We start from the raw sequence: 20,987 nt of genomic DNA, 5'->3' as shown, positions 1-20,987 counted from the left end.
CCTTATGCTGCGGTTCCGGGAAGGGTGGTCGGCCAGGCGTCGCCTGTGAGGTACGACACCGCACACTCCCGGGCGTTCGTAGGGACAGTGGTGTTGTCCATCTCGATCGCGGTATTCGTCCGCACTCTGGAGAAGATGAGGGTCGAGCCTCCGTAGTAGGCCGGCATCGGCACGTTCGAGAAGGACGGGAGGAAGCCTGCTGTTACAGCCGACAACTGTCGTGCGGTCGCAGTTGTGGCCGTGAGCGTTCCTTGCACTTGGACTTGGTAGTTGATTCGCCGAAGACGGAGAGTGCCAGTCCATCCGTTCACGAGTGTGGCGTCGAGGTTGCGCCAGCCGGTGTCGCCGTTGACGACGATCCAGCCCGTGTTTCCGGTGCCTGCGTCCTTGCGCCAAATGTGGGCGCCGAGAGTCTTGGCGGTATCGACGTATAGCGTGCCGACTGCCGCGGTGACAACGCCGTTTGGTGAACCGCTGCCCTGGACGACCTTGCCTGCTTGTGCGGCGATCGCAGCGGCAACACCGGCGCTGGCTGCAGGCGGCACCTGTGCCGCGAGCTCGGCGGCGATCACTGCAGGTATCCCGTCGCGGGCTGCCTCGGCTGCGGCGACGACATCGCGGATGGTGGTCATGGCTTCTCCTTCGGGATGGTGTCTTCGACGACGCCGAGGCGTTCCTCCATGCGTTCGAGGCGGCCGGCCTGATCGTCGGATGTTCTTACCAGGTGCATGAGCAGTCGCCGGTTCTCGTCGTGCCGCTCGTCGGCTTCCTCGCGGAGGTTGGTTGAGTGGCTGTTCTCCACCTGCGCGCGAGCAGCTTTAGCGTGCTGGCGGCCGCGGTTCGCAATGAACGCCGCCGTGACGCCGCCGAGGGCGGCGATCGTGGCGACGATGATCTCGATCATTAGCCGACGATGCTGCCGTCGTGGTCGACCGATCCGCGGCGCTTGGGGATCGCGTCGAATCCCTCCTGCGACATGGTCACCTGCATCTCGGCGCTCCCGGCGGTGCGGAGCAGTGACAGCTGGTGCTCGTTCAGGAACGAGCGTTCGCCGGTGTACGGGTCGACGACGTAGGGGAACTTCTCGCCGGTCTGTTGGCCGGTGATGATGATGGGTCGGGCCATGTCGGGCTCTTCTTCCTCGATCGGGGTGATGGTGGCTGCTGCGGGAGCGATCCAGCTGCCGGTGTCGTTGTAGTGCCATGCCTCGTATGGGTCGCGCTTGAGACCGAACCGCCGGCCGATCCGCTGGAGGGTCGCATCCGGGACGGCCTTGTAATTCGCGATGTCCCACGCGGTACCGTCCTCGTGGTTTGATTCACCAGGAAGGGCGGCATACGCGCCTTCGCCGCGCTCCCACCTATCGCGGAGAGCTTGCTGCACGGTCGGCGTGCGGTGGGCGCCGTTCGGCCAAGTGATCCGGAGGGTGACGCCGGTCTCTTCCAGCACGGCCGCGCGGAAGGCCAGCCACGTTGCGGCGGTGTGCTGCTCGAGCTTGAGCCCGTTATCGAGGGTCACGAGCGTCATGGCGTCGCCTCCGTGAGATCTCGGATGGTCACGGTCATTTCGTGATCGGGAAATCGCCACTCGATGGACTGGGTGACGCCGGTGAGCGGTGGCGCTAACGGGGTGGTCACGTTGATGTTCTGGCCGGCGTTCGCGCTGTAGTCGCTGATCGCGTCCACCGGGACTAGCCGCCCTCGCTTTTGCAGTCGGTTGAACATGGCCTCCATCGCCGGACCGATGTCGAGCTCCGGGTCCATGAACTGAGTCCAGGGACTGTGCGCGTTGATCTGGAGATACAGGTGCTTAGTGACGGGACCTTGACCCACCGGCGGCCACGTCGCCATTGACACCGGCGCGTTCCCTCGGGTGTAGTGGACCGTCAGGGAGTCTGCCCATAGGTCGCTGTCTCGGTTGATCTCGTCCCGCGCGTCGGTCAGGTCCACTCCCGTTTGAACGGTCAACCATGCGGCCGTGGGGAGCCGGGTGGTGCCGTGGACCTTGAGCCGCGCCGGGGCGGAGCCGTCCGCATACAGGCGGAGGTTATTGGCTTGCAGATATGGCAACGCCACTTCATACAGCGATTGGCCGGTGCTGATCGGGAGGAGGTTGCCACCGTCCGGGTTTGTGATCTGGACGATGGCCTCAGGGAATACTTCCACGGTGATGGTCTGGGAGGCGCCCAACTGCGGCATGGTCACGGTGGCGAGGTGATTCACAAGGCCTGCGACGGTGGCATACAGGCCGTACTCCGGACTGGCCGGAATGTTGATGTCGTCATCGAGCATGGGCCATTTGAGGTCGTGCAACCAAGCGTCATCGCTGGCGAGTTGCAGCTCCGTTGTGCCGTCGAGGCGAATCGTGCGGGCGCGGATATGGAGGTGCAGGGTACGGGTCTGCGCGGTCGGGAGATCGCGGGTCATGGTCAGCTTGACCCGGTGTACCTGGCGGGGATCGATCGCAGCGAGGTCGGCGGGTGTCACGATGGTGAGAGTGGCCTGGGCGTAAGGGCTCCAGGTGTCGTCGAGGGTGAGCCGTCCAGAGATCACCTCGAGGGTTTCGCCACCATCCACCGTGGCGGTGAGGGTGTGCTTCTGGGGGATCACGCGTCAACCTCCTGGTAGTCGACGCTGACGATCCATCGATCGCGGGTTTGCTCTTCGAGTGCGAATCCGATCCGGCCTGCCACGACGTAGGTCATGGACAGCGTGGGCCGTTCAGGCTCGGTGAACAGGAACAAACTCCCGTCCGCGTGCATCTGGACGCACTCGGCGGCGGCCGGCTCGGTGAGGAAGAACAGTTCCAACGTGCCGGCGCGGAGGTTCGTCTCGCGGAGGGTGACCGAGACAGAGCCGTCCACGAGGCGATGCACAACGTTGTTCGACTCGCGGTTCGTCTGGTAGCCGAGGACCAGCTCGGGTGCTACGGAAGCGGTGCCGGACGTAATCATCAGATGACCCTCGTTCCCGCGCGGGTGAACACTTCAGCCTCAACCCTGAGATGGTGCTTCTTGTTCTTGATCGCGTCCATCGCCCTATCTATCCCGGATGTGTCCAACTCGGGGACGAGCTTGTACGGCGGCGCCCCGTTCACCTTGTCCACATGCCGGCGGTGCGCCTCCGTCTGTGCTTCCCAACGTCGTTGGTCCGCGGATTGGGTCCGTTCGATCTGGGTGCGGGCGTTCTCCTCGCCGGTGTCCACGGCCTCGGAGTACGTCTCATACTTCCGGGTGGCCTCCTCCTCGGCCTTGGACTTGAGCTCGATCTTTCCGATGAGAGCATCCACGCCGAGGGCGGATTGCTCGCCGATCGAGTTGGAGAGTGCTTGCAGCTCGGTCTGTTTTTCGTATTCACTCTTGGCCTCTTTGAGGAGGCCGAGGACCTTGTCCCGTTCCGAGCCCTCAAGAGCGACCGCGCGCGCGACATCCGCGGTCTTGGCACCGGTGGCCTCCACGATGTCCTGGATGGTCTGCCAGTCCGTCGGATCATTCAGGGCGTCCTGAATGAGCGCGCGTTCTGTCTCGGCGTCCAGGAACTTCCCGCCGGCCTCCACCATTCGATCGAATGCGGCCTCGGTCCGTTCGGCCATCGCTTCGGCATCCACGCCACTTTGATCGAACGCGGCCGAGACAAGGCCGATGCCGGCGGCCGCGGCGAGGCCGGCCACCGCGCCAGCCGGGCCGAACCCGGCGAAGGCGTTGGCAGCGGTCTCCTGGGCCATACCCACGATTGACTCGAAGCTGCCATCGAAGGATGCGGCGGTTTCTCGCGCGGTCGCGTTTGCCTCGCCCTTCATTTCGTCGAAACCTTCACCGACGTCGCGGGTGGCCCCTTCGGATGACTCCTTGAGTTTCCGATAGGAGTCGCGGAATTCCTGCTCGATCGTGTCGGCGGTTTCCTTCGTCTCCTTCTGGAGTTTCTCGGTGGCCTTCTGCGCGTCCTTCATGCCGCGCTCGAGCTGGTCGGGACCCTTGCTCTTACCGAGATCGGTGAGCGCATCCTCCGCGTTCTCGAGCGGCTTGATGATGCCCGCATCCACACCCTGCTTGAATGCCTTCGTCTCGGATGCGATGCCGACTGAGTAACCTGCGGCCATTACCGTTCGCCCTTCTCGAACTGTTCAGCGACAGTGCGGAGCGCCGTCTGCAGCCAGAGCGACGCCATCCGCGGGATCGACTCGCGGACGGCCGGATGGAACACGTAGCCCTTCCTGCGTGGGAGTCCGAAGCTGCTGCCGATGCGCCGCTTGTACGGGGTGCCCGTCTTGGAGGTCGTGCTGATCAGCGTCGTCGGCTGAGCACCGAACTCCGTCGCGGGCGCGAGTACCGACGTCGGGATGCCGTGCACTTTGCCGACCATCGCTGACTTCAGCGTCACGTTGCTGTCGGACACTGACACTCGAGCGGTGTCCGATAGCACTCGCGTCTGCAATCGGGTGGTGACGTTCGCGCGCACGGCGTCCTGGAAGATCGGCTCGGCGGCCTTCCGCGTGTGCTTCCGCAACTGCGCTGCCACCTCCCGGTCCAATCCACGCGCCACCTGCACGAGCGTCTGGAGGTCACGGGAGACGAGCAGCGAGATGCGCCCGACTCCTGCCACGGTTAGCCCGCCACGACTTCTGCGGGGTCACCCTCGCATGGGAGCGACACCTGGGCGGTCCCAATCGTGCCGCCGTCGCCACCGATCTGGCCCGGGGCGAGGACTGCGGTGACCTTGTAACCCTTGCCACCAGCCTTCGGTCGGAGGGTGATCTCCTTCGACGTGTTCTTGTTCGTCCGCAGGTACGTGCTGAGGCTCGACGCGGTCGCGAAGTCCTGCGCGAGTGTGAGATTCAGCGTCCAGTCGGTGACGATGACGTGCTTCTTCCCGTTCGGGGTCATGCCCGGGAAGGTCACTGTCTGGTTGTTCGGGACGATCGCGGCCGAGCTGACGCTGGCCTCGTAGTCATCGGTGCCGATGGACAGCACGATGTCGTTGAGCAGGATGGGAGCGGGGATGATCTTCGGCATGATTAGACCTCCTCAGGGTCTACGGCCGGCACGGTTGCCGGTTCGGGTTCTGGTGTGGGCTCGGGGCCCGTGATGACGGACAGGGTGATGTCCCACCCTCGGTACTGCTGGTTCGGGTGCATGACCTTGCGGGCATCCGTCCAGTCGATCCGGGAGTGCTTGTCGATGACGGTGAGCAGTTCGACGACCTCGTCATCGAGAGCGTTCTCCGCCTTGGCGACGTCCTTGTGCGGGTCGAACAGGCCGAGTACGACCTCGTTGCGGAGGTGCCCGAGCGGCGCTTCTGGGAGCTTCTCGATGCGCGCGTGCTTGATGACGACGATGGGCGTCTCGAACACGTCGGGCAGCTGCTGCTCGGGGATGACCCGGTAGCCCTTCGCGAGGAGTGGTGCCAGTTCCTCGGCGACGTAGCCGCGCACGTTATCGGACACTGGGCGCACCTCGCTTCGGGCGGATGATCTGCTTGATGATCCAGTCGAGCGGGTGAGGACGGGCGACGAAGCTCTCGCCGTCACCCATCCCACCCGACGAGTCGACGCTGCCAGCCGTGTACAGGTTCTTGGCCTGCTCCAGCTGGGCGAGGACGAGGTTGTCCGGCACACCGTCGACGGGAGCGTCAGCGGCGGTGAGCCGGGTGCGGACGGCCCGCGGGGCGTAGGCGAGCACCTGCTGCTTCGCAACGCTCAGGAGCCGGTCGGCGAGCGCGTCGTCGGGCATGTCCCGCCACGCGTTCTCGTCCAGCACCGACGCTGCGGTGTACCAGGTGGCCATCGTCTACGCCCCGTCGTCTCAGGCCGCGGTGTAGGCGGTGACGAGCTGCAGCGCCTTCGTGTTGTTGGCGATGGTCGCGTAGTACCCGAACAGCGCGGGGTCGATCGCACCGTGGTGCGGGTCGATGCCCTCGACGCGGATCGGGACACCGGGCAGCTCGAACACGGTCATGGCTTCCTTGGCGCCCACGAGCACCTTGCCTGCACCGACCGCGCCGGGGATGATCCGGAAGCCGCCGACGTTGCCGTCCTCGAGACCGAGGGACGCGCTCAGGTAGCCGAGCGTGTAGTCGGTCGGGGTGAGGACGATCGCCCGCCACAGCTCCGGCGAGACCACCGCGAAGCTCGGGGTGTTCTCGGCGTCGATGATGGAGAGGGCTCCGTCGACGATCGCGCTCAGGCCCGTGGCGACACCGGTCGGCGGAGCGACGGTGGATGCCAGGGCGGTCGAGGCGGTGAGCGCGGCGGTGAGCGTGCGAGCGTCACTGACGCGGGCGTAGCTCTCGCTCATGCGGTCGAAGTAGGAGCTGATCACCGTGGTGTCACCGAAGTCGATGAAGCGGCGGTCGAGCTTGTGCCCACCGGCGATGCGCTTCGCGTCGGCGGTGACCTCTTCGGTGTCGACGGCGTTCGACGGGATCTCGGCGGTGTTGCCCGTGTAGTCGTTGACCTCGGGTTCCTTGCCGTCGACCCAGCGCCAGCCGCGGGCCTTCATGCTGGTGAGCGCGGCCTGGCTGAACAGGGGTACGAACTTGCGCTCGTAGCGGCGGCGCTTCCACAGTTCGCCCAGCGCCTGCGGCACCTGCACGTCGGCACCGATGGTGACGGTCGACGGGCCGGAGTGCTGGACGGTGGCGATCGCGAACAGGTCGCCGAGCTGGCCGGCGTCCTTGAGCGCTTCGGGGTTGGACCGCGCGTTGGCGAGCGAAGCGAACAAGCTGTTCGCGCTCATCGACGGGGTCAGGGGAGTCGCCGGAGGGGTCAGCCCGCCCGGCACGACAGCAGCGGATGCGGTCATGATTTCTTCTTCCTCTTCAGGTTCCTCGGACGGGTTGTCTTCGGGTTCGGTGTGCTCGGCCAGGGCGGCCTTCACAGCAGCGGTGATGCGGTCCTCGATGTCGTCGGCTTCCTCTTCGTCGACCGAGAAGAGCGCGGCGGATGCGAATGCCCCTTGCGGGACGAACGCCGCGCCGGTGAGCGTCGACTTGATGGCCTTGGCTCCGTCGCGGACGAGACCTCGGATCTCGGCGCTCAGGCGGGGACGCTTGGTCGTGTCAGGATCCGCAGCCCGCGCGAGCAGTGCGTCGCCCTCGGGGGTTCGTGCGATGGCGAACTCGGCGATGACGCCGGCGGGGGTGTCCTCGAGGATGACTGCGCGGCCGCGGGGTTCGAACTGCGAGTGGCCCTCGTTCGCGGTCACAACGGAAGGGTCGGCGGGAAGCTCGACGGTCCCGGGCGCGAACATCACCGGCTCGGTCTTCGAGATGCTCGGCGAGGACATCTCGTTGTAGGGCAGCAGGAGCCCGCGGATGGTCCGCTTCTCCACGTCTGCGAACAGTGCGGTTTCGGTCATGGTCAGTCTTCCTTCGGGTCAGAGACGGCAGCCTGGTCGCGGGTGACGAGGTCGGACTTGTCGAAGCGGATGACGCGGCCAGTGCCGCTCACGTCGTCCATGGACAGGCGTGCCTCGATCGGCGCGAGCCACATCGGCAGGGTGTAGTCGAGGAACTCGTTTCGCTTGCCCTCCTGCGTGGAGTAGGTCAGCGAAGCGGTCGACATCGAGCCATCGAGCAGGGCGGCCGGCAGACCGGTCAGGCGTGCGATGTCGAGGACGATCGCGTTGCGGCCTTCCTCGTAGAGGTCGGTGGCGATCGTGCCGTGTACCTTCACGTCGATGTTCGACGGGGTGAAGCCGACGGCACCGGTGGGCGATGTGCGCGCCTTCGACCAGGTGTCGACGAGGTCTTGGATCTCGTTGTCTTCCTCGTCCTCGTCGCCGTCCGTGAGCGGGTCGTCGTTGTTCTGGTGCAGCTCGATCAGCGGGATCGGGTTCTGGGCCCGACCGATCCACGCACGCTGCAGCGCACCAGCGCCGGTGATGGTCGGAGCGCCCGCGGCGAGGATGCCACCCGAACCGTTCCCGGGGATTAGCACGACCTCGCGGCCGGATGCCTCCGCGAAGTCCACGCGCACGACACCGGTGTGCTCGTCCACGCTCCACCGTTCGAACGGGATCCGGATCGCATCGGTGATCTGCCCGCTACCGTCGCGTGCCACGGCGAGCGCCGACCAGTCGTAAAAGAACAGGTCATCGAACACCCATGCCAGGCGGTGCCATGGGCTGATGCTGGACGCGGTGCGATACAGCCATGGCTGGTCGACCACTGCCTCGCCTTCGTACTCGCGAAGGGGAAGGCCCGCGACGATACCCACCAGAACGTCGCGGGCCTTCTTGATCGCGGGGATCTGCAGGGCGGAGAGGCGCGTGACCTCTCCGAGTTCGCCCGCGAAGTACTCGGCGTAGACCACCTTGGCGAGAGACGTGGATGCGCTCGGACCTTCCATGCCGGCGGAGATCGGCACGTTGAGGCCGATCTGTCCCGGCCTTGTGAAGATGTCGAACAGTCCCAAGCGATCCGCCAATCAGTTGTAGGTTCCCCACAACTCTATCGGTGATCGGCTATGAACTTGAGACAATCGTGCGTCGGCGTGTCTTCGGCGTGCTGTTGTCGAACACCAGCTGCGCGAGACTCCACGCCTCGACGGCGGTGATGTCGTCGTCGGGCTCGCGACGACCGAGCGCCCAAGCGTTGCCGAGCTTCGTGCCTCGCTTCACAGCGACGGTCACAGCGGCATCCAACTCGGGCTGCCGGTAGTGCTCGACGTTCCCGCGGGCCACCTCATCGACGATGAGCGACGCGCCCTTCTTCACCCCCATGAACACCTGCGGGTCGAGCTTCGGTCGCGGCCGTGCACGGTTCAGCGCCTCCACCACGAGCGAGGCGACCTGACTGCCCGAGTCGTAGACGATCGGCATCGAGTACTTCCGTGAGTAGCGGATCAGTGCGGCCGCCATCCAGTCGACGCCGCGCTTCGTCTCGAGCAGCAGCGGGACTGCCTTGCCGTCGTCGGTGCGCCAGGCGGCGAGGATCGACCCGGACAACTGATCGGGGTGGCAGGCGAAGGCGAGCCCGAACCGTGGCGGCGGCGACGGCAGCGCGCCACCTGCGCCGGCGAGCGCCCACTTCTCGCGGTCGAAGATCCCGGCTGTGACACCGACCGTGCCGAACAGGCCGAGGTACTCCTCGGAGAACTGCACCGCCGTGAACGTCTCGAAGTTCGTCTGGATCTTCTCGAGCGTGGTCAGGCCACTATCGACGCCGGGGTGCATCTGCTCGATCAACTCACGCACGCGCGCGTTCGGGTGCTCCTCGGTCGGCTCCCACGCGGCGAGCTCCTCCTCGGTTACCGTGTCGGGCACCGCGTACCTGAGCACCGCAGCCTTCGGATCCTCGAGCGTGTCCCACAGGATGTTCGTCTCGCGGTACTTCGCCGCGGTACCGGCCACGATGAACTGGCCATCAGGACGCGTGTCGAACGCGGGCAGCACGGCCGAGGTGATGTCCTCGCCCGTCTCCGGTGACGCCGCACCGCCCTCGTCGACCAGCAGGGTGTCGTAGGCGCCCGACCGGAACGCCTCACCATCCGGCGACAGGATCGCCAGCAGCGACCCGTTCGGGAACTCCACCCGCTCAGTGCCGTTGCCCTTGTACACCTTCACCGGGCGCTCGTTCTCGTCGGGCCACTGCCGGGTGATCGGACCCCACACGTCGATGCGGTACCGCTCCGCTGTCTTCTTCTGCGTCGTCGCCATCGTGTACCCGGCCATGTGCAGCTCGTCCATGTAGCAGCGACCCAGCAGCACACACCACAGCGTCGTCGTCTTGGACGATCGCCGAGGCTCGAGGATGGCGTTCTTGAACCGGCCCGCGGCGAGCACGTCGACCACGCGGAGCATCTGCGGCTTGATGTTCGCCAGCAGCCCGTCGCCCTTCACCGTCCGATCCAGCAGCCACGCGCCCACCAGGAACTCGGCCCGCGACCGCTCCGTCGTCACGAGCTTGGTCTCCACCAACGGTTCGATGCCACTGTCGCGCAGCGCCACCCACGCCGCCTCAGCGAGCAACGGATGCGACGACACCGCAGCCGGAAGTTCGGGGAGAGAGGAGCCTTTGAGAGCCTCGGCGGGGGTTGCTACGGCCTCAGTCAAAGAAACGGTGTCGGTCATCGGATCAGCGCAGCCATCGCGATCATCGCGCCGATTGTCAGCGCGGCTTGGCCCGATATCACCCACCACACCGAGGTAGGGATGCCGAGCCATGACGGGCGGGCCCAGCGTGGGGTCTTGTTGCTGCTCACCATGTCGGGAGTCTCCTTGCTCGCCTCGAGGTGGCGTTGGTGACCGCTGCACCGACTCTTCCGCCGGCTGATCGGTTCTCGTGTCGGTGTTCGGGTCGGAGGTTGTGCAGGTCGTGGGTGCCACCTCGGGAGGCGTCGATGATGTGGCCGACGTCGTACCGTTGCCCGGACTGGATCGCGTGCCCGCACTTGCCGCAGTTGACCTGGTCGCCGCGCTTGAGCCGGGCGTTGGTCTGGGCCCGGACGATCCGGGCGTTCTTGATGTAGAGCGGATCCTTGTGGACGGCTGTCATGCTGCCCACCTGCGTTGCTCCACGGGCGGGAGGCCAGCCTCGGCGAGCTGCTGGTTGTAGATGGCGACCTCGCGGGCGAACTGCACCGGGTCATTCCACGCGGCCATCATCTCCGCCATGTTGTGCGGGGCGGGTGCCGGGTTCTCGACCTCCCCGTTGATCTGGGCGTGGTGCTCCTTCTCGGCGCGTTCCTCGCGGATGCGGCGAGCGCCTGCGATGACGTGTGCGGGCATGAGGTAGTCGGCGGTCTCGCGGAAGTGGTTGACCACGGCCTGCAGCGCGTCCTGGTACTCGAGGTGACCGATGGCCTCGTGCCAGTGGGCGACTGTTGTGCGGTCGACGGTGCGGTTGTCGCCTGCCTGAATGCGGGCCACGACCTTGGCTGTTTGGTCGGGGGTCATGATGCGAGCTCCTTCATGGAGAAGTCAGCGCCGAGCGCGATCGTGGCGCGCATGCGGTCTTCGGGAGTGAGTTTGTTCTGGCGGCGTGAGGCGTCCTCGTTGGCCTTGCGAATCCAGTTGCGCCAGGTGGCGTCCCAGTTCGCTTTGCGGCCACGGGCGCCGGGTACACCGATCCAGTAGTCGGTAAAGCGTTCGTGTTCCTTGCGTAGGTCGACGAGGGGTGCTTCGAGGGCCATCTGCTCCCGGACCGCTGGTGAGGGCATCCAGCCTTCGATGAGTCGAGTGCCTGTCGTGCTTCTTCGAGGCGTAGCCGAAGAGACTGGTTGATCTTCTGGTTGATCTATCTGGTTGATCTCTTCTGCTATCCGGCTCTCGGATGTAGGACCGCCGTCATCTGGAAGTAGGTCCGCCGTCACGCCCACATTGGTTTCACCTATGTTGGATTCGCCTATGTTGGTTTCCCCGATATAGGAACGCTCGACGGTGATCAGGTCGGTCGTCCGATACCCGCCTGCACCGTTCCGCCGGGTCTTCGATATGACCCGCTTCCTGACGAGTTCCTTGACTGCCGCATTCACTGTGCTGGTGGAGAGCTCGACCATGGATGCGACAGTCTTCTGACTCACGTACGTCTGGTGGGTCTTGTCGTCGGTCGAGTGCGCGATCGCGACGAGGACCACCTTCTGCGCGGTCGGCAGCCTAAGCCGGTAGGCCCAGTTGGCATCCTTGAAACCCACGGCGCTACTTGGTCCTGACTGCATTGGTCTCGTCCCAGTCACCTGCAGTGATGCCTTCCGCCATGAGCGCGGCCGTCTCGAGCGCCTTGGCGAGGATTCGGGCGTCACGCGGCACGAGCAGCAGGTCGGTGTCGAGGTCGATGCGGATGGTCGCGGGCAGGAGCATCGGGACGCCCTTCTGCTCGCTGATCCCGGTCTGGGCGACGCCGACCTGGCCGAAGCCGAGCCCGTCGATCAGGTGGTGGACGTGCTGCCCGATGAGGGGCTTTTCCTTGTCGTGCGTGTCGGGGTCGCCGTTGCACCAGTGGAGGGGGCAGTCGATGCGGTCCATTCAGATCACCGCCGTCGAAGCGAGGAGTCTGATGGCGATCGAGTCGAACGTCTCCGAGAGAGTGTGGAGGTTCTGCCGGTCGAGTTCCACGGACTCCGAGTCGCCGATTGCGACGAGCGCATAGGGCCTTGCCACGCGGCCGGCGATCGTGAGCCTCTCTTCGAGGCACTGCCACGCGGTCATGTCGCCCTGGCGGACGGCGGGGCCTTCGTGGAAGATCACGACTTCGTGAGTGTCGGTCTCGAGGTTGGGGCCGTCGATGTGGTGGAGCTCGCACCAGTCGGGGCAGGTCCACCAGTACGAGGTGGTCACCTTGTCGGTGGTCTCTGATACGGTCGCGATAGTCTGCATATGTTCGTTCCTTCTGATCATGGTTTCGGACATGCCCTCGAACTGCTCCAACAGTTCGGGGGCTTCTTCTTTGGTGGCCATCACGCGGCGTCCGTTGCGAACGCGGCTTCGATGTACGCGTCGACGTCGGCCTTGCGGAACATGCGGCGGCCGCCGATCTTCCCGGACTTCGGCGCGGTGCCGTTGTGGATCATCCAGCGGATCTGGGCGGGCGACTTTCGCAGCAGATCTGCGACTTCCTCGAGTGTGAGCAGTTCGGGCACTTTGGCCCTCCGTTTCTAGTTGGAGTAACTACGTGAACTAGTTATACACACGTTTTCTTGTCGAGGCAACTAGCGTTGCGTGTCGATTGTTGGCTACAGTTGGCAACGTGAATCGAGACGAACTGATCGGTAAGAACCTCCAGAACCTCCGCGGCGACATGTCGCAGAAGGAGCTCGCCGACAAAATGCGCGCCCTCGGGTGGAAGTGGTCTCAGGCGACGGTCTGGAGCATCGAGAAGGGCGAACGCCCTCTGCGCCTGGCTGAGGCCGACGCGCTCTTCGATGTATTGAAGCTGGATGGCATCGAGGAGTTACTGAAACTGCCTGCTGCCTACTCGTACTTCAACGCCCTGCAGCGCCTCGAAGAAACCGAAGCCGACCTACGACAGCTAGCGATCAAGTGGCCCCTAAGGCTCTTCTATGTCGCGGCGGAAGCTGACGCTTGGGAGCGTGAAGAGGGTGAGGGGATCGTTGAGAAGTCCTCCGGGGTGGAGATCAACTTCAGCGAAACGGTAACGGAGGCGATCCAGCGGTTATGGAGTTCTTCCGAGTTCATCCCGGCTCCTCGCGCGCTTCTTGTAGAGGGTCACTCCTTCCCAAACGGCAAGTACGTCAAACAGTTCCTCGCTGGCGGTGAAGATGTCGAGCGTCAAGAAGAGGGATAACGGGTCCTGGCGAGCGCGGTATCGCGACGCCGCCGGCAAGGAGCATGCGCGGCACTTCCCGCGGAAGGTGGATGCCCAGCGATGGCTGGACGAGGTAACGACGTCGGTCGTCACCGGCACATACGTCGATCCGAAGACCGCGAAGCTAACCGTGGGGGAGTGGGCAACCACCTGGCTCCGCGGATACGAGACCAAACGCCCGTCGACCGTGCGTCAGGCACGTGTCCATCTCAAGCTGATTCTGGCGAAGTTCGAGCAGCGTGCCCTCGCCGACATCCGCCCGTCCGAGGTGAAGGCATGGATGGGTGAGTTGAAGGATTCCGGCTACGCCGACTCGACCGTGTACGCGATCCACAGGCGACTGTCTCAGCTGTACAGCGACGCGATCCACGACGGCATCGTGCCGCGCTCGCCAGTGTCGCGTCGCACGTCTCCGGGCGCCGGAAAGCCGCGGCCGTACGTCGCCACGACAAAGCAGATCTGGGCACTGCACGACGCCCTCCCCGAGCACTTCCGCCCGGTCGTGCTGCTTGGGGCATTCGCTGGTCTTCGAGTCGCCGAGATCGCGGCCCTGCGGGTCACCGACGTGGACTTCATGCGAGGTGTCATAACGCCCGCGATCCAGTACCCAAGCGAACCGCTCAAGACGGAGATGTCCAAGACGCCGATCCCGATCCCTCAGGAGCTCGCCCTCGAACTGAACCGAGTTCCGACTCAGTGGGGGAGTAGCACGCTCGTCGTCGGTGCGTTCGGTCGAGCCGTCGCACCCTTCACGATCGAGCGAGCGTTCAAGACCGCGCGCGAGACCGTGGCAGGCCTTCCCGACGGCTTCCGGATCCACGACCTGCGGCACTACTTCGCGTCGTTGCTGATCGCGTCCGGGCTCGATGTGAAGGTCGTCCAGGCACGTCTGCGGCACGCGTCCGCGAAGACGACGCTCGACGTGTACGGGCACATGTGGCCGGACAAAGACGAGTCCTCCCGGGCAGCCGTCGCTACTGTTCTGGCTGCCCGGACGGACTCTCTCGCGGACTCCCCGCGGACTGCACCCGCTTCTGCCCCGTGATCTAGCTAGACGCTGTAGTACAGCTCGTACTCGAACGGGTGCGGACGCTGCGCGAACGGAAGCAGTTCCTTCTCACGCTTGTACGTGATCCAGGTCTGGATCAGGTCGTCGGTGAAGACGCCGCCGGCGGTGAGGAACTCGTGGTCTGCCTCAAGAGCCTCAAGCGCGGCCTCGAGCGACGCCGGCACCTGCGGGATGTTGCGCGCCTCCTCGGGCGGCAGCTCGTACAGGTCCTTGTCGACCGGCTCGTGCGGCTCGATCTTGTTCTTGATGCCGTCCAGGCCGGCCATCAGCTGCGCCGCGAAGGCGAGGTACGGGTTGCCCGCGGCATCCGGAGCACGGAACTCGATGCGCTTCGCCTTCGGGTTCGTGCCGGTGATCGGGATCCGGATCGCGGCGGAACGGTTACCGGCCGAGTACACCAGGTTCACCGGTGCCTCGAAGCCGGGCACCAGGCGACGGAAGCTGTTCACGCTCGGGTTGGTGAACGCGAGCACCGCCGGGGCGTGCTTCAGCAGGCCGCCGATGTACCAGCGGGCGATGTCGGACAGTCCGCCATAGCCGGCCTCGTCGTAGAACAGCGGCTTGCCCTCGCTCCACAGCGACTGGTGGGTGTGCATGCCCGATCCGTTGTCACCGAACAGCGGCTTCGGCATGAAGGTCGCGGTCTTGCCCCACTCGGCGGCGGTGTTCTTGACGATGTACTTGAACTTCAGGATGTCATCGGCCGCGTGCACGAGGGTGTCGAACTTGTAGTTGATCTCGCCCTGGCCAGCGGTGCCGACCTCGTGGTGGCTGCGCTCGACTTCGAGGCCCGCGTCCACGAGCTTCAGCACGATGTCGTCACGCATGTCGGCGTGCTGATCGACCGGGCTGACCGGGAAGTAGCCGCCCTTGAAGGGGGTTTTGTTGGCGAGGTTGCCGCCCTCTTCCTTGCGGCCGGAGTTCCAGGCGCCTTCATCGGAGTCCACTGAGTAGAAGCTCGAGTTCTGCTTAACCTCGTAGCGCACATCATCGAAGATGTAGAACTCTGCCTCGGAGGCGAAGAATGCGGTGTCGGCGATGCCGGTCGAGGCGAGGTACTTCTCAGCCTTCCGGGCAATCTGGCGCGGGTCGCGCGAGTAGATCTCGCCGTTGCGGGGGTTGTAGATGTCGAAGATCATGATCAGCGTGCGCTCGGCGCGGAACGGGTCGATGTACGCGGTCGACACGTCGGGGATCAACTGCATGTCCGACTCGTGGATCGAAGCGAACCCGCGGATCGAAGACCCATCGAACAGCTGACCGACAGTGAAGAAGTCCTCGTCGACAGTTGTGGCCGGGATGTTGAAGTGCTGCTGGACGCCTGGCAAGTCCGTGAAGCGGATGTCAAGGAACTTGACATCTGTGTCCTTGATGAACGCAAGCACCTCGGAAGAGTCACTGAACATGTGATTGGTCTCCAAGTTGTGTTACTGGGCGGTTGCGAACGCAACCGGCTTTGAGGTTACGACTGAGGCGTTTCGCATCAGTGACGCCAATGTTTCGGCCATGTTACGCGAGCGACCGTCGGTAGGATTGAGCAATGTCCGCGCCTGCTCCGTCCCCGTCCGACTGGCCAGGCAAGCGCCTCGGTCTGCCGAACGAGGGTCCGCGGTCGATCGCCCGCATTGGCCGTCGCGTTGCTGCGCTTGCGATCGACTGGGCTCTCGCTGTCATCATCTCGGTCGCTTTCTTCAACTACGACCCGTTCGCCACGCTCGCCGTGTTTGCGGTCACGCAGATCGTTGCCTTGTTGATCATCAACGGCAGCATCGGCCACCTGATCATGCGGATGCGCGTGGTTCCCGACAAGGGCGGCTATCTGGGCGTCTGGCGTCCGTTTGTGCGCACCATCCTGCTCTGCCTGGTGATCCCGGCGGTGATCTGGGACGCGGACCAGCGCGGACTCCACGACAAGGCCGCGGGCACCATCCTGGTGCGGGTCTGACCGACTCAGTTGATGCGGTCGCCGCGCCAGCTGAGGTCGGCGCCCTCCGGGATCTCCAGTGCCTCGAGTTCCAGGTCGCCGACGATCCTGTCGATCAGCTCTCGCGGCCCCGCGACGACGGTTGAGTCGTAGTCGATTTCGGTTACCAGCACCCAGGCGTGGTCATCCGGCCAGAGGACGCTGGGCGATTGGGGCCGATCGCTGGCGCTGACCCACGGAGCAGAACTTGCCCAGGCGGCATCCGTGAACTGGCCGATCCCGACCTCGAACAGAAAATAGTCACGGTCGGGCAGTCTCAGTCTCGGACCGTTGACCGCCTCGACCGGCAGTTGCGCGCTCGAGGGCGCGGGGGAGATCAGGCCATCGCGCCCGAGCGGGCCGATGGATGCCACGGCATAGCCGACTCCGCCGGTCAGTCCGCCCCACCCTTCCCAGACCGCGGCGATACCGCTCTCCGGAGTGGCGGTGTGCTGGACCAGGTGGCGGGCCAGCTGCGCGAGCAGGGGTATCTCCAGGCATCCTTCCTCCGGCTCGGCGTAGCGCCAGCCGGCGGCGTCGATGGCTTCGACATGATGCACCCGTGCTCGCCCGAGCAGACGATGGTATTGAGCAAGCGGATGCATCGTCTGGCCGAACGCCTCGGCGACCACCGCCCAGCGCACCGACTCGGATTCCAGTTCGGGAGTATCAATCAGACCGTACGCGTGCCAGGTTCCGGTGTCCCGTGGCCGGTCGCGGGGGACCGGGTGGAAAATGCGTGTGTACGCCTCATACCCATGCGGCACGACCGCGTGCATGTCCTGCCACCGCGTGTCGAGAAGGGCGCAGAGCCACTCGCCCCGCGCAATGTCCTCGACCCAACGCATGCGCCAACCTTAGGGGTATGGCGCGAAGGAGGCTAGCGCGGACGCGGTGCCCGCATCTTGAACGGGTCGATCCCCTTCGGGATCGGCAGCGCACTCTTGCCGAGCGAGTTCAGTCGGTTGCTGACGGCAATGATCTCCGCCTTGTTCAACGTCTTCTTGTACTTGTTCAGCGTCGGCGCGATGCGGTGCAGTGGCGTGGAATCCTCGTCGACACCGACGTAGAGGAAGTTGACGGGCACGTTCGGAACGATGCGCGACACGTTCCGGCGCTCGTCCTCGAGCATGCGCGTGGTGCGGGACTTGGGTCCTTCGCCGATCAGCACGACTCCGCCCTTGCCGACAGCGCGGTACACGGCATCCTGCGTCCTGGGACTGACGTTGACCGGCATCTCGCTGGCCTGCCAGCCGCGGCGCAGCGAACTCTTGAGCACCGCACCGACCGCTCCGGGCTGGCCCTGGATCTGCCCGTACGCGGCACGCTCAGCGCGACGACCGAGCACGATCAGGAAGCCGAGCACACCACCCAACAGACCGGCGATGACGTACAGCACGATTCCGATGACGTTGTTCGGGGAGAGCAGCAGCGCGAGCGCGATACCCGCCAGAAGCGGCAGCAGGAAGCCTGCAAGCATGAACCAGATCGCCAGCGAATCGTAGCGGCGGGTCATCTGGAACACCTGCCACATTTGCTTCATGCGGCCGGGTTCTTTAGCGGAAGACGTCCTTTTTGCCATACCTTCTAGGATACGGGTTCGAGCGTCATCAGAATCCCCTCCTCCCCACTTGGCGCGCACCCACGCGCGAGCAGCGGCCGCCCTGGCACGCGGGCCTGGCTCGCAGGCTGGACGTATGCAGCGATCGCCCGGCTCCACCACCGCGCCGACCCGGTCCGACCAGGCCATCGCGGGCTATCGCGTGCTGCGAAAACTCGGTGAAGGATCTCGCGCGGAGGTGTTCCTCGCGAGCGCTGAGGAAGCTTTCCCGATAGCGATCAAGCTCTACCGCCGCGACGTTCCCGATGCGGACATCGGCACCGAGCTGGAGGCGCTCACCCGGCTCGACAGCGAGCACGTCGTGCGCCTGTTCGACGTCGGCCGTGCCCCGGACGGTCGTCCCTGCCTGCTCCTTGAACGCTGCCCCCACGGCACCCTGACCGACCGGCTCACAAACGGTCGCCGCATCGCGGCCGGTGAGGCCGTCACCATCCTTGCCCCACTGGCCGAGACCGTCGCAGCACTGCATGCGGTGGGCGTAGCGCACGGAGCGCTCACCGCGAGCCACGTGATGTTCACCCGGCGCGGTGCGCCAGTGTTGGTGGGTTGGGGCTCGAGCCAGCTGTTCTCCGCAGCAGCCCCGCCGGTGATCGTCGATGGCCAGCCCGGCGTGCGCGCGGATCGTGCGGGGTTGCTCGCGCTGACAAGGGCAGTACTCGGTGTGACCGAACCACGCTCGAGTCGGCTGCTGGACTGGCTTGATCAGCAGCCGGATGCTGTGGACCTTCCATCATTGCTCGCGGATCAGCTGTTCGCCCTGGCCGAGCCGGTCGCCATACAGCTGGGGGAGACGCCGAGCACGCTGGTCACGCCGGTCCCGCTGACGCCGATGAGCCTGACCGGTATGCAACGGCGTCCGCAGGTGCCGGCCCCGCCCGAAGCGGGACCGACCGAGCGCCCGGTCCCGCCCTGGTTGGCGGCCCTCGCGCTTCCAGGCTTTCTCGCTCACCAGCTCACTGAGTGGAGCGAGCGCATCAGTCATGTCCTCGCCCGGCTTCGCGCCGTCCGGCGCAGATTCTGGGTGGCTGCAGGCATCCCGAGTGCGCTGATGATCACGCTGGTCGCGGTGTTGCCGACCGGCGATCCGCGCGCCACTGGGACTCCGGATGCCGCAATCCCGACCGTCCCGGCGACCTCGACTGCTCCGCCCGAAGTCATGGGGGAGGACCCGCTGGCTGCTGCCCCGGTGCTCGTCGATGCCCGTAACCGGTGCGTGCAGGAGCTGTCGCTGCTGTGCCTCGATGCGGTCCTGCAGCTGGGTTCACCGGCGTACGCGGCCGACGAGGCGATGATCCGGGCGGCACGGGACGGCGGTGGTCCCGCCGTTGCCGAACCGCTCGGCCATGGCCAGTTGACGCTCGTGGAACAGGTGGGAGCCTCGGCACTCGTTCATCTGGGCACAGACAGCAAACCGGCCTCGCTCCTGATGATCAGGGGCGAGGCCGGCTGGCGGATCAGGGCGTACCTGGATCAGGTCGCCGAATCGGGTCAGTAACCGAGGTTGCCCTCGAAGTTGCCCTCTTCCAGACGGTTCTTCACCTGCACGAGGAAACGCGAGGCGTCGGCACCGTCGATGATGCGGTGGTCGTACGACAGCGCCAGGTAAACCATCGAACGGATCGCGATCGAGTCGGAACCATCCGCGGTCACCACGACCGGGCGCTTGGTGACGATGCCGGTGCCCAGGATGGCGGACTGCGGCAGGAAGACGACCGGCGTGTCGAACAGGGCGCCACGCGAACCGGTGTTGGTCAGCGTGAAGGTGCCGCCAGCCAGCTCGTCGGGCTTCAGCTTGTTGTTGCGCGTGCGCTCTGCGAGATCGGCGATCTGCTGGGCGAACTCGGCGAGCGACAGGCCAGCAGCGTTCTTGACGACCGGGGTGAGCAGGCCACGCTCGGTGTCAACTGCGATGCTGATGTTCTCGGACGCCGGGTAGACGATGCTGTCGCCGTCGACCGTCGCGTTGACGATCGGGTAGGTCTGCAGCGCCTCGGTGGCGGCCAGCGCGAAGAACGGCAGGAAGGACAGCTTGGTGCCGGTCTTCTGCTGGAACTGGTCCTTCACCTTGTTGCGGAATGCGGCGACCTTGGTGACATCGACCTCGACCACGGTGGTGAGCTGAGCGGTGCCCTGCATCGACTGGACGGCACGCTCAGCGACGACCTTGCGCAGGCGCGACATCGGCACAGTCGTTCCGCGCAGCTCGGACACCTCGAGCGGAGCCGCGGCCGGCTTCGCCTCGGCGCCACCCGCAGCTGCGGGGGCGGCCTCGAGCACATCCTGCTTGCGGATGCGTCCGCCAACACCGGTGCCGGTGATGGATCCGAGATCCACGCCACGCTCATTGGCGAGCTTGCGCACGATCGGGGTGACGTAACCGGCGTTGGAGCCGGACGGTGCAACAGCGGCAGCAGGCGCCGGAGCGGAAGGCGCAGCCGGGGCCGCCGGAGCAGCAGGAGCGGCCGGAGCAGACGCTGCCGGAGCGGCTGCAGGTTCTGCCGGAGCAGCAGCAGGCGCAGCGGGTTCTGCAGGCGCGGCGGGAGCCTCGTCTACCGCAGGAGCGGGAGTCGGTGCGGTCGCCTGGGCAGCCTCGCCTGGGGCGGGCGCGGCGCTCGACGGAACCTCAGCCTCGGCAGCCGGAGCCTCAGCAGCCGGTGCCTCGGCAGCCGGAGCTTCAGCAGCGGGGGCCTCGGCGGCAGGAGCCTCGGCAGCGGGGGCCGCAGGAGCCTCAGCAGCAGGCGCTTCTGCGGGAGCAGCTTCCTCGGCCGGGGCCGCCGGAGCGGCGCCACCGGCACCGGAACCGTCGCCGATGCGCACGAGTGGCGCACCAACCTCGACGGTCTCGTCCTCGGCGACGAGGATCTCCTCGATGACACCGGCGATTGGCGACGGGATCTCGGTGTCGACCTTGTCGGTCGACACTTCGAGTAGTGGCTCGTCAACCTCGACGCGGTCGCCAACGTTCTTCAACCAGCGGGTGACCGTACCCTCGGTGACACTCTCTCCGAGTGCCGGGAGGTTGACGGATTCGCTCATCAGTAGTGCTCCTTAAGCCCTGTGGTGATTCTTAGT

The 20,987-nt window shown here is 65.6% G+C and carries 28 protein-coding genes; 4 read left to right on the top strand and 24 right to left on the bottom strand.

All coding sequences use genetic code 11. The features are described from left to right. Window positions 1–2: 2 nt before the first annotated feature. The 20 genes from GO591_RS07585 to GO591_RS07490 are packed head-to-tail and all read right to left on the bottom strand — an operon-like array spanning window position 3 to window position 12,576. Window positions 3–632, bottom strand: coding sequence for a hypothetical protein (locus GO591_RS07585; protein WP_157156267.1), 630 nt, complete (start codon window positions 630–632; stop codon window positions 3–5). Beyond that, on the bottom strand, window positions 629–904 hold the full coding sequence (locus GO591_RS07580; protein WP_157156266.1) for a DUF2746 domain-containing protein: 276 nt from the start codon (window positions 902–904) through the stop codon (window positions 629–631). The genes GO591_RS07585 and GO591_RS07580 overlap by 4 nt, the downstream gene beginning before the upstream one ends. After that, a complete protein-coding gene (locus GO591_RS07575) occupies window positions 904–1,527 on the bottom strand; it encodes a M15 family metallopeptidase domain-containing protein (protein WP_157156265.1) in 624 nt (207 codons plus the stop codon). Before GO591_RS07575 ends, GO591_RS07580 begins: the two co-directional genes overlap by 1 nt. Further along, window positions 1,524–2,609, bottom strand: coding sequence for a hypothetical protein (locus GO591_RS07570; protein ID WP_157156264.1), 1,086 nt, complete (start codon window positions 2,607–2,609; stop codon window positions 1,524–1,526). Before GO591_RS07570 ends, GO591_RS07575 begins: the two co-directional genes overlap by 4 nt. Further along, entirely contained in the window at window positions 2,606–2,953 is a 348-nt protein-coding gene (locus GO591_RS07565; RefSeq protein WP_157156263.1) for a hypothetical protein, read from the bottom strand. The genes GO591_RS07570 and GO591_RS07565 overlap by 4 nt, the downstream gene beginning before the upstream one ends. After that, window positions 2,953–4,098, bottom strand: coding sequence for a hypothetical protein (locus GO591_RS07560; protein ID WP_157156262.1), 1,146 nt, complete (start codon window positions 4,096–4,098; stop codon window positions 2,953–2,955). Before GO591_RS07560 ends, GO591_RS07565 begins: the two co-directional genes overlap by 1 nt. After that, complete coding sequence (locus GO591_RS07555; RefSeq protein ID WP_157156261.1) at window positions 4,098–4,601, bottom strand: hypothetical protein; 504 nt, start codon at window positions 4,599–4,601, stop codon at window positions 4,098–4,100. Before GO591_RS07555 ends, GO591_RS07560 begins: the two co-directional genes overlap by 1 nt. Window positions 4,602–4,603: 2 nt before the next feature. Continuing rightward, window positions 4,604–5,011 (bottom strand): hypothetical protein, encoded by a 408-nt coding sequence (locus GO591_RS07550; RefSeq protein WP_157156260.1) that lies wholly within the window; start codon window positions 5,009–5,011, stop codon window positions 4,604–4,606. Window positions 5,012–5,013: 2 nt separating this feature from the next. Next, window positions 5,014–5,442: a hypothetical protein gene (locus GO591_RS07545; protein ID WP_157156259.1), complete on the bottom strand. Its 429-nt coding sequence runs from the start codon at window positions 5,440–5,442 to the stop codon at window positions 5,014–5,016. After that, complete coding sequence (locus tag GO591_RS07540; RefSeq protein WP_157156258.1) at window positions 5,432–5,782, bottom strand: hypothetical protein; 351 nt, start codon at window positions 5,780–5,782, stop codon at window positions 5,432–5,434. Before GO591_RS07540 ends, GO591_RS07545 begins: the two co-directional genes overlap by 11 nt. Window positions 5,783–5,800: 18 nt before the next feature. Continuing rightward, window positions 5,801–7,354, bottom strand: a complete 1,554-nt coding sequence (locus tag GO591_RS07535; RefSeq protein WP_157156257.1) for a phage major capsid protein — start codon at window positions 7,352–7,354, stop codon at window positions 5,801–5,803. Window positions 7,355–7,356: 2 nt separating this feature from the next. Further along, the gene (locus GO591_RS07530) at window positions 7,357–8,424 is read right to left on the bottom strand and encodes a phage portal protein (RefSeq protein ID WP_157156256.1); all 1,068 of its coding nucleotides are present in this window, start codon (window positions 8,422–8,424) and stop codon (window positions 7,357–7,359) included. Between the two features lie 37 nt (window positions 8,425–8,461). Then, a complete protein-coding gene (locus GO591_RS07525; protein WP_157156255.1) occupies window positions 8,462–10,069 on the bottom strand; it encodes a hypothetical protein in 1,608 nt (535 codons plus the stop codon). Next, window positions 10,066–10,203, bottom strand: coding sequence for a hypothetical protein (locus tag GO591_RS07520; protein WP_157156254.1), 138 nt, complete (start codon window positions 10,201–10,203; stop codon window positions 10,066–10,068). Before GO591_RS07520 ends, GO591_RS07525 begins: the two co-directional genes overlap by 4 nt. Then, on the bottom strand, window positions 10,197–10,493 hold the full coding sequence (locus tag GO591_RS07515; RefSeq protein ID WP_157156253.1) for a DNA/RNA non-specific endonuclease: 297 nt from the start codon (window positions 10,491–10,493) through the stop codon (window positions 10,197–10,199). Before GO591_RS07515 ends, GO591_RS07520 begins: the two co-directional genes overlap by 7 nt. Next, complete coding sequence (locus GO591_RS07510) at window positions 10,490–10,894, bottom strand: hypothetical protein (RefSeq protein ID WP_157156252.1); 405 nt, start codon at window positions 10,892–10,894, stop codon at window positions 10,490–10,492. The genes GO591_RS07515 and GO591_RS07510 overlap by 4 nt, the downstream gene beginning before the upstream one ends. Next, window positions 10,891–11,631, bottom strand: a complete 741-nt coding sequence (locus tag GO591_RS07505) for a helix-turn-helix domain-containing protein (protein ID WP_157156251.1) — start codon at window positions 11,629–11,631, stop codon at window positions 10,891–10,893. The genes GO591_RS07510 and GO591_RS07505 overlap by 4 nt, the downstream gene beginning before the upstream one ends. A 4-nt stretch (window positions 11,632–11,635) precedes the next feature. After that, window positions 11,636–11,962: a hypothetical protein gene (locus tag GO591_RS07500; RefSeq protein WP_157156250.1), complete on the bottom strand. Its 327-nt coding sequence runs from the start codon at window positions 11,960–11,962 to the stop codon at window positions 11,636–11,638. Beyond that, window positions 11,963–12,394, bottom strand: coding sequence for a DUF6907 domain-containing protein (locus GO591_RS07495; RefSeq protein WP_157156249.1), 432 nt, complete (start codon window positions 12,392–12,394; stop codon window positions 11,963–11,965). Beyond that, a complete protein-coding gene (locus GO591_RS07490; RefSeq protein ID WP_157156248.1) occupies window positions 12,394–12,576 on the bottom strand; it encodes a helix-turn-helix transcriptional regulator in 183 nt (60 codons plus the stop codon). The genes GO591_RS07495 and GO591_RS07490 overlap by 1 nt, the downstream gene beginning before the upstream one ends. Window positions 12,577–12,683: 107 nt before the next feature. Between GO591_RS07490 and GO591_RS07485 the strand changes: the two genes are divergently transcribed. Further along, on the top strand, window positions 12,684–13,241 hold the full coding sequence (locus tag GO591_RS07485) for a helix-turn-helix domain-containing protein (RefSeq protein WP_157156247.1): 558 nt from the start codon (window positions 12,684–12,686) through the stop codon (window positions 13,239–13,241). Further along, window positions 13,216–14,307 (top strand): tyrosine-type recombinase/integrase, encoded by a 1,092-nt coding sequence (locus tag GO591_RS07480; RefSeq protein ID WP_157156246.1) that lies wholly within the window; start codon window positions 13,216–13,218, stop codon window positions 14,305–14,307. Before GO591_RS07485 ends, GO591_RS07480 begins: the two co-directional genes overlap by 26 nt. Before the next feature lie 5 nt (window positions 14,308–14,312). On the opposite strand, the gene glnA is transcribed toward GO591_RS07480, so the two are convergent. Next, entirely contained in the window at window positions 14,313–15,737 is a 1,425-nt protein-coding gene (glnA, locus tag GO591_RS07475; protein WP_157156245.1) for a type I glutamate--ammonia ligase, read from the bottom strand. A 134-nt stretch (window positions 15,738–15,871) separates the two neighbouring features. Here glnA and GO591_RS07470 point away from each other — a divergent pair, with 134 nt between their 5' ends. Beyond that, complete coding sequence (locus GO591_RS07470) at window positions 15,872–16,276, top strand: RDD family protein (RefSeq protein WP_157156244.1); 405 nt, start codon at window positions 15,872–15,874, stop codon at window positions 16,274–16,276. Between the two features lie 5 nt (window positions 16,277–16,281). Here GO591_RS07470 and GO591_RS07465 read toward each other — a convergent pair whose 3' ends face one another. Then, window positions 16,282–17,142 carry a hypothetical protein gene (locus GO591_RS07465; RefSeq protein ID WP_157156243.1) on the bottom strand — a complete coding sequence of 287 codons (861 nt, stop codon included), beginning with the start codon at window positions 17,140–17,142 and terminating at the stop codon, window positions 16,282–16,284. 32 nt (window positions 17,143–17,174) lie between these two features. Further along, window positions 17,175–17,876 carry a DUF4191 domain-containing protein gene (locus tag GO591_RS07460; RefSeq protein ID WP_157156242.1) on the bottom strand — a complete coding sequence of 234 codons (702 nt, stop codon included), beginning with the start codon at window positions 17,874–17,876 and terminating at the stop codon, window positions 17,175–17,177. 115 nt (window positions 17,877–17,991) lie between these two features. Here GO591_RS07460 and GO591_RS07455 point away from each other — a divergent pair, with 115 nt between their 5' ends. Then, complete coding sequence (locus tag GO591_RS07455; RefSeq protein ID WP_198295588.1) at window positions 17,992–19,410, top strand: protein kinase domain-containing protein; 1,419 nt, start codon at window positions 17,992–17,994, stop codon at window positions 19,408–19,410. Here the strand turns inward: GO591_RS07455 and sucB are convergent. Continuing rightward, a complete protein-coding gene (sucB, locus tag GO591_RS07450; RefSeq protein WP_157156240.1) occupies window positions 19,404–20,951 on the bottom strand; it encodes a 2-oxoglutarate dehydrogenase, E2 component, dihydrolipoamide succinyltransferase in 1,548 nt (515 codons plus the stop codon). The two genes, GO591_RS07455 and sucB, sit on opposite strands and share 7 nt — an antisense overlap. Window positions 20,952–20,987 lie beyond the last annotated feature (36 nt).

Origin of the sequence: Diaminobutyricimonas sp. LJ205, assembly GCF_009755725.1 — a bacterium.
Lineage (GTDB): Bacteria > Actinomycetota > Actinomycetes > Actinomycetales > Microbacteriaceae > Ruicaihuangia.
Note: the sequence above shows the minus strand (reverse complement) of the source record. Positions and strands in the feature narration are given on the sequence as shown.

Bases quoted from the DNA above. Each gene is read 5' to 3' on its own strand.
- GO591_RS07540 (WP_157156258.1), bottom strand. From the start codon at position 5,782: ATGGCCACCTGGTACACCGCAGCGTCGGTGCTGGACGAGAACGCGTGG.
- glnA (WP_157156245.1), bottom strand. From the start codon at position 15,737: ATGTTCAGTGACTCTTCCGAGGTGCTTGCGTTCATCAAGGACACAGAT.
- GO591_RS07550 (WP_157156260.1), bottom strand. From the start codon at position 5,011: ATGCCGAAGATCATCCCCGCTCCCATCCTGCTCAACGACATCGTGCTG.
- GO591_RS07580 (WP_157156266.1), bottom strand. From the start codon at position 904: ATGATCGAGATCATCGTCGCCACGATCGCCGCCCTCGGCGGCGTCACG.
- GO591_RS07535 (WP_157156257.1), bottom strand. From the start codon at position 7,354: ATGACCGAAACCGCACTGTTCGCAGACGTGGAGAAGCGGACCATCCGC.
- GO591_RS07515 (WP_157156253.1), bottom strand. From the start codon at position 10,493: ATGACAGCCGTCCACAAGGATCCGCTCTACATCAAGAACGCCCGGATC.
- GO591_RS07565 (WP_157156263.1), bottom strand. From the start codon at position 2,953: ATGATTACGTCCGGCACCGCTTCCGTAGCACCCGAGCTGGTCCTCGGC.
- GO591_RS07525 (WP_157156255.1), bottom strand. From the start codon at position 10,069: ATGACCGACACCGTTTCTTTGACTGAGGCCGTAGCAACCCCCGCCGAG.
- GO591_RS07460 (WP_157156242.1), bottom strand. From the start codon at position 17,876: ATGGCAAAAAGGACGTCTTCCGCTAAAGAACCCGGCCGCATGAAGCAA.
- GO591_RS07510 (WP_157156252.1), bottom strand. From the start codon at position 10,894: ATGACCCCCGACCAAACAGCCAAGGTCGTGGCCCGCATTCAGGCAGGC.
- GO591_RS07455 (WP_198295588.1), top strand. From the start codon at position 17,992: ATGCAGCGATCGCCCGGCTCCACCACCGCGCCGACCCGGTCCGACCAG.
- GO591_RS07585 (WP_157156267.1), bottom strand. From the start codon at position 632: ATGACCACCATCCGCGATGTCGTCGCCGCAGCCGAGGCAGCCCGCGAC.
- GO591_RS07495 (WP_157156249.1), bottom strand. From the start codon at position 12,394: ATGGCCACCAAAGAAGAAGCCCCCGAACTGTTGGAGCAGTTCGAGGGC.
- GO591_RS07575 (WP_157156265.1), bottom strand. From the start codon at position 1,527: ATGACGCTCGTGACCCTCGATAACGGGCTCAAGCTCGAGCAGCACACC.
- sucB (WP_157156240.1), bottom strand. From the start codon at position 20,951: ATGAGCGAATCCGTCAACCTCCCGGCACTCGGAGAGAGTGTCACCGAG.
- GO591_RS07500 (WP_157156250.1), bottom strand. From the start codon at position 11,962: ATGGACCGCATCGACTGCCCCCTCCACTGGTGCAACGGCGACCCCGAC.
- GO591_RS07520 (WP_157156254.1), bottom strand. From the start codon at position 10,203: ATGGTGAGCAGCAACAAGACCCCACGCTGGGCCCGCCCGTCATGGCTC.
- GO591_RS07470 (WP_157156244.1), top strand. From the start codon at position 15,872: ATGTCCGCGCCTGCTCCGTCCCCGTCCGACTGGCCAGGCAAGCGCCTC.
- GO591_RS07480 (WP_157156246.1), top strand. From the start codon at position 13,216: ATGTCGAGCGTCAAGAAGAGGGATAACGGGTCCTGGCGAGCGCGGTAT.
- GO591_RS07560 (WP_157156262.1), bottom strand. From the start codon at position 4,098: ATGGCCGCAGGTTACTCAGTCGGCATCGCATCCGAGACGAAGGCATTC.
- GO591_RS07465 (WP_157156243.1), bottom strand. From the start codon at position 17,142: ATGCGTTGGGTCGAGGACATTGCGCGGGGCGAGTGGCTCTGCGCCCTT.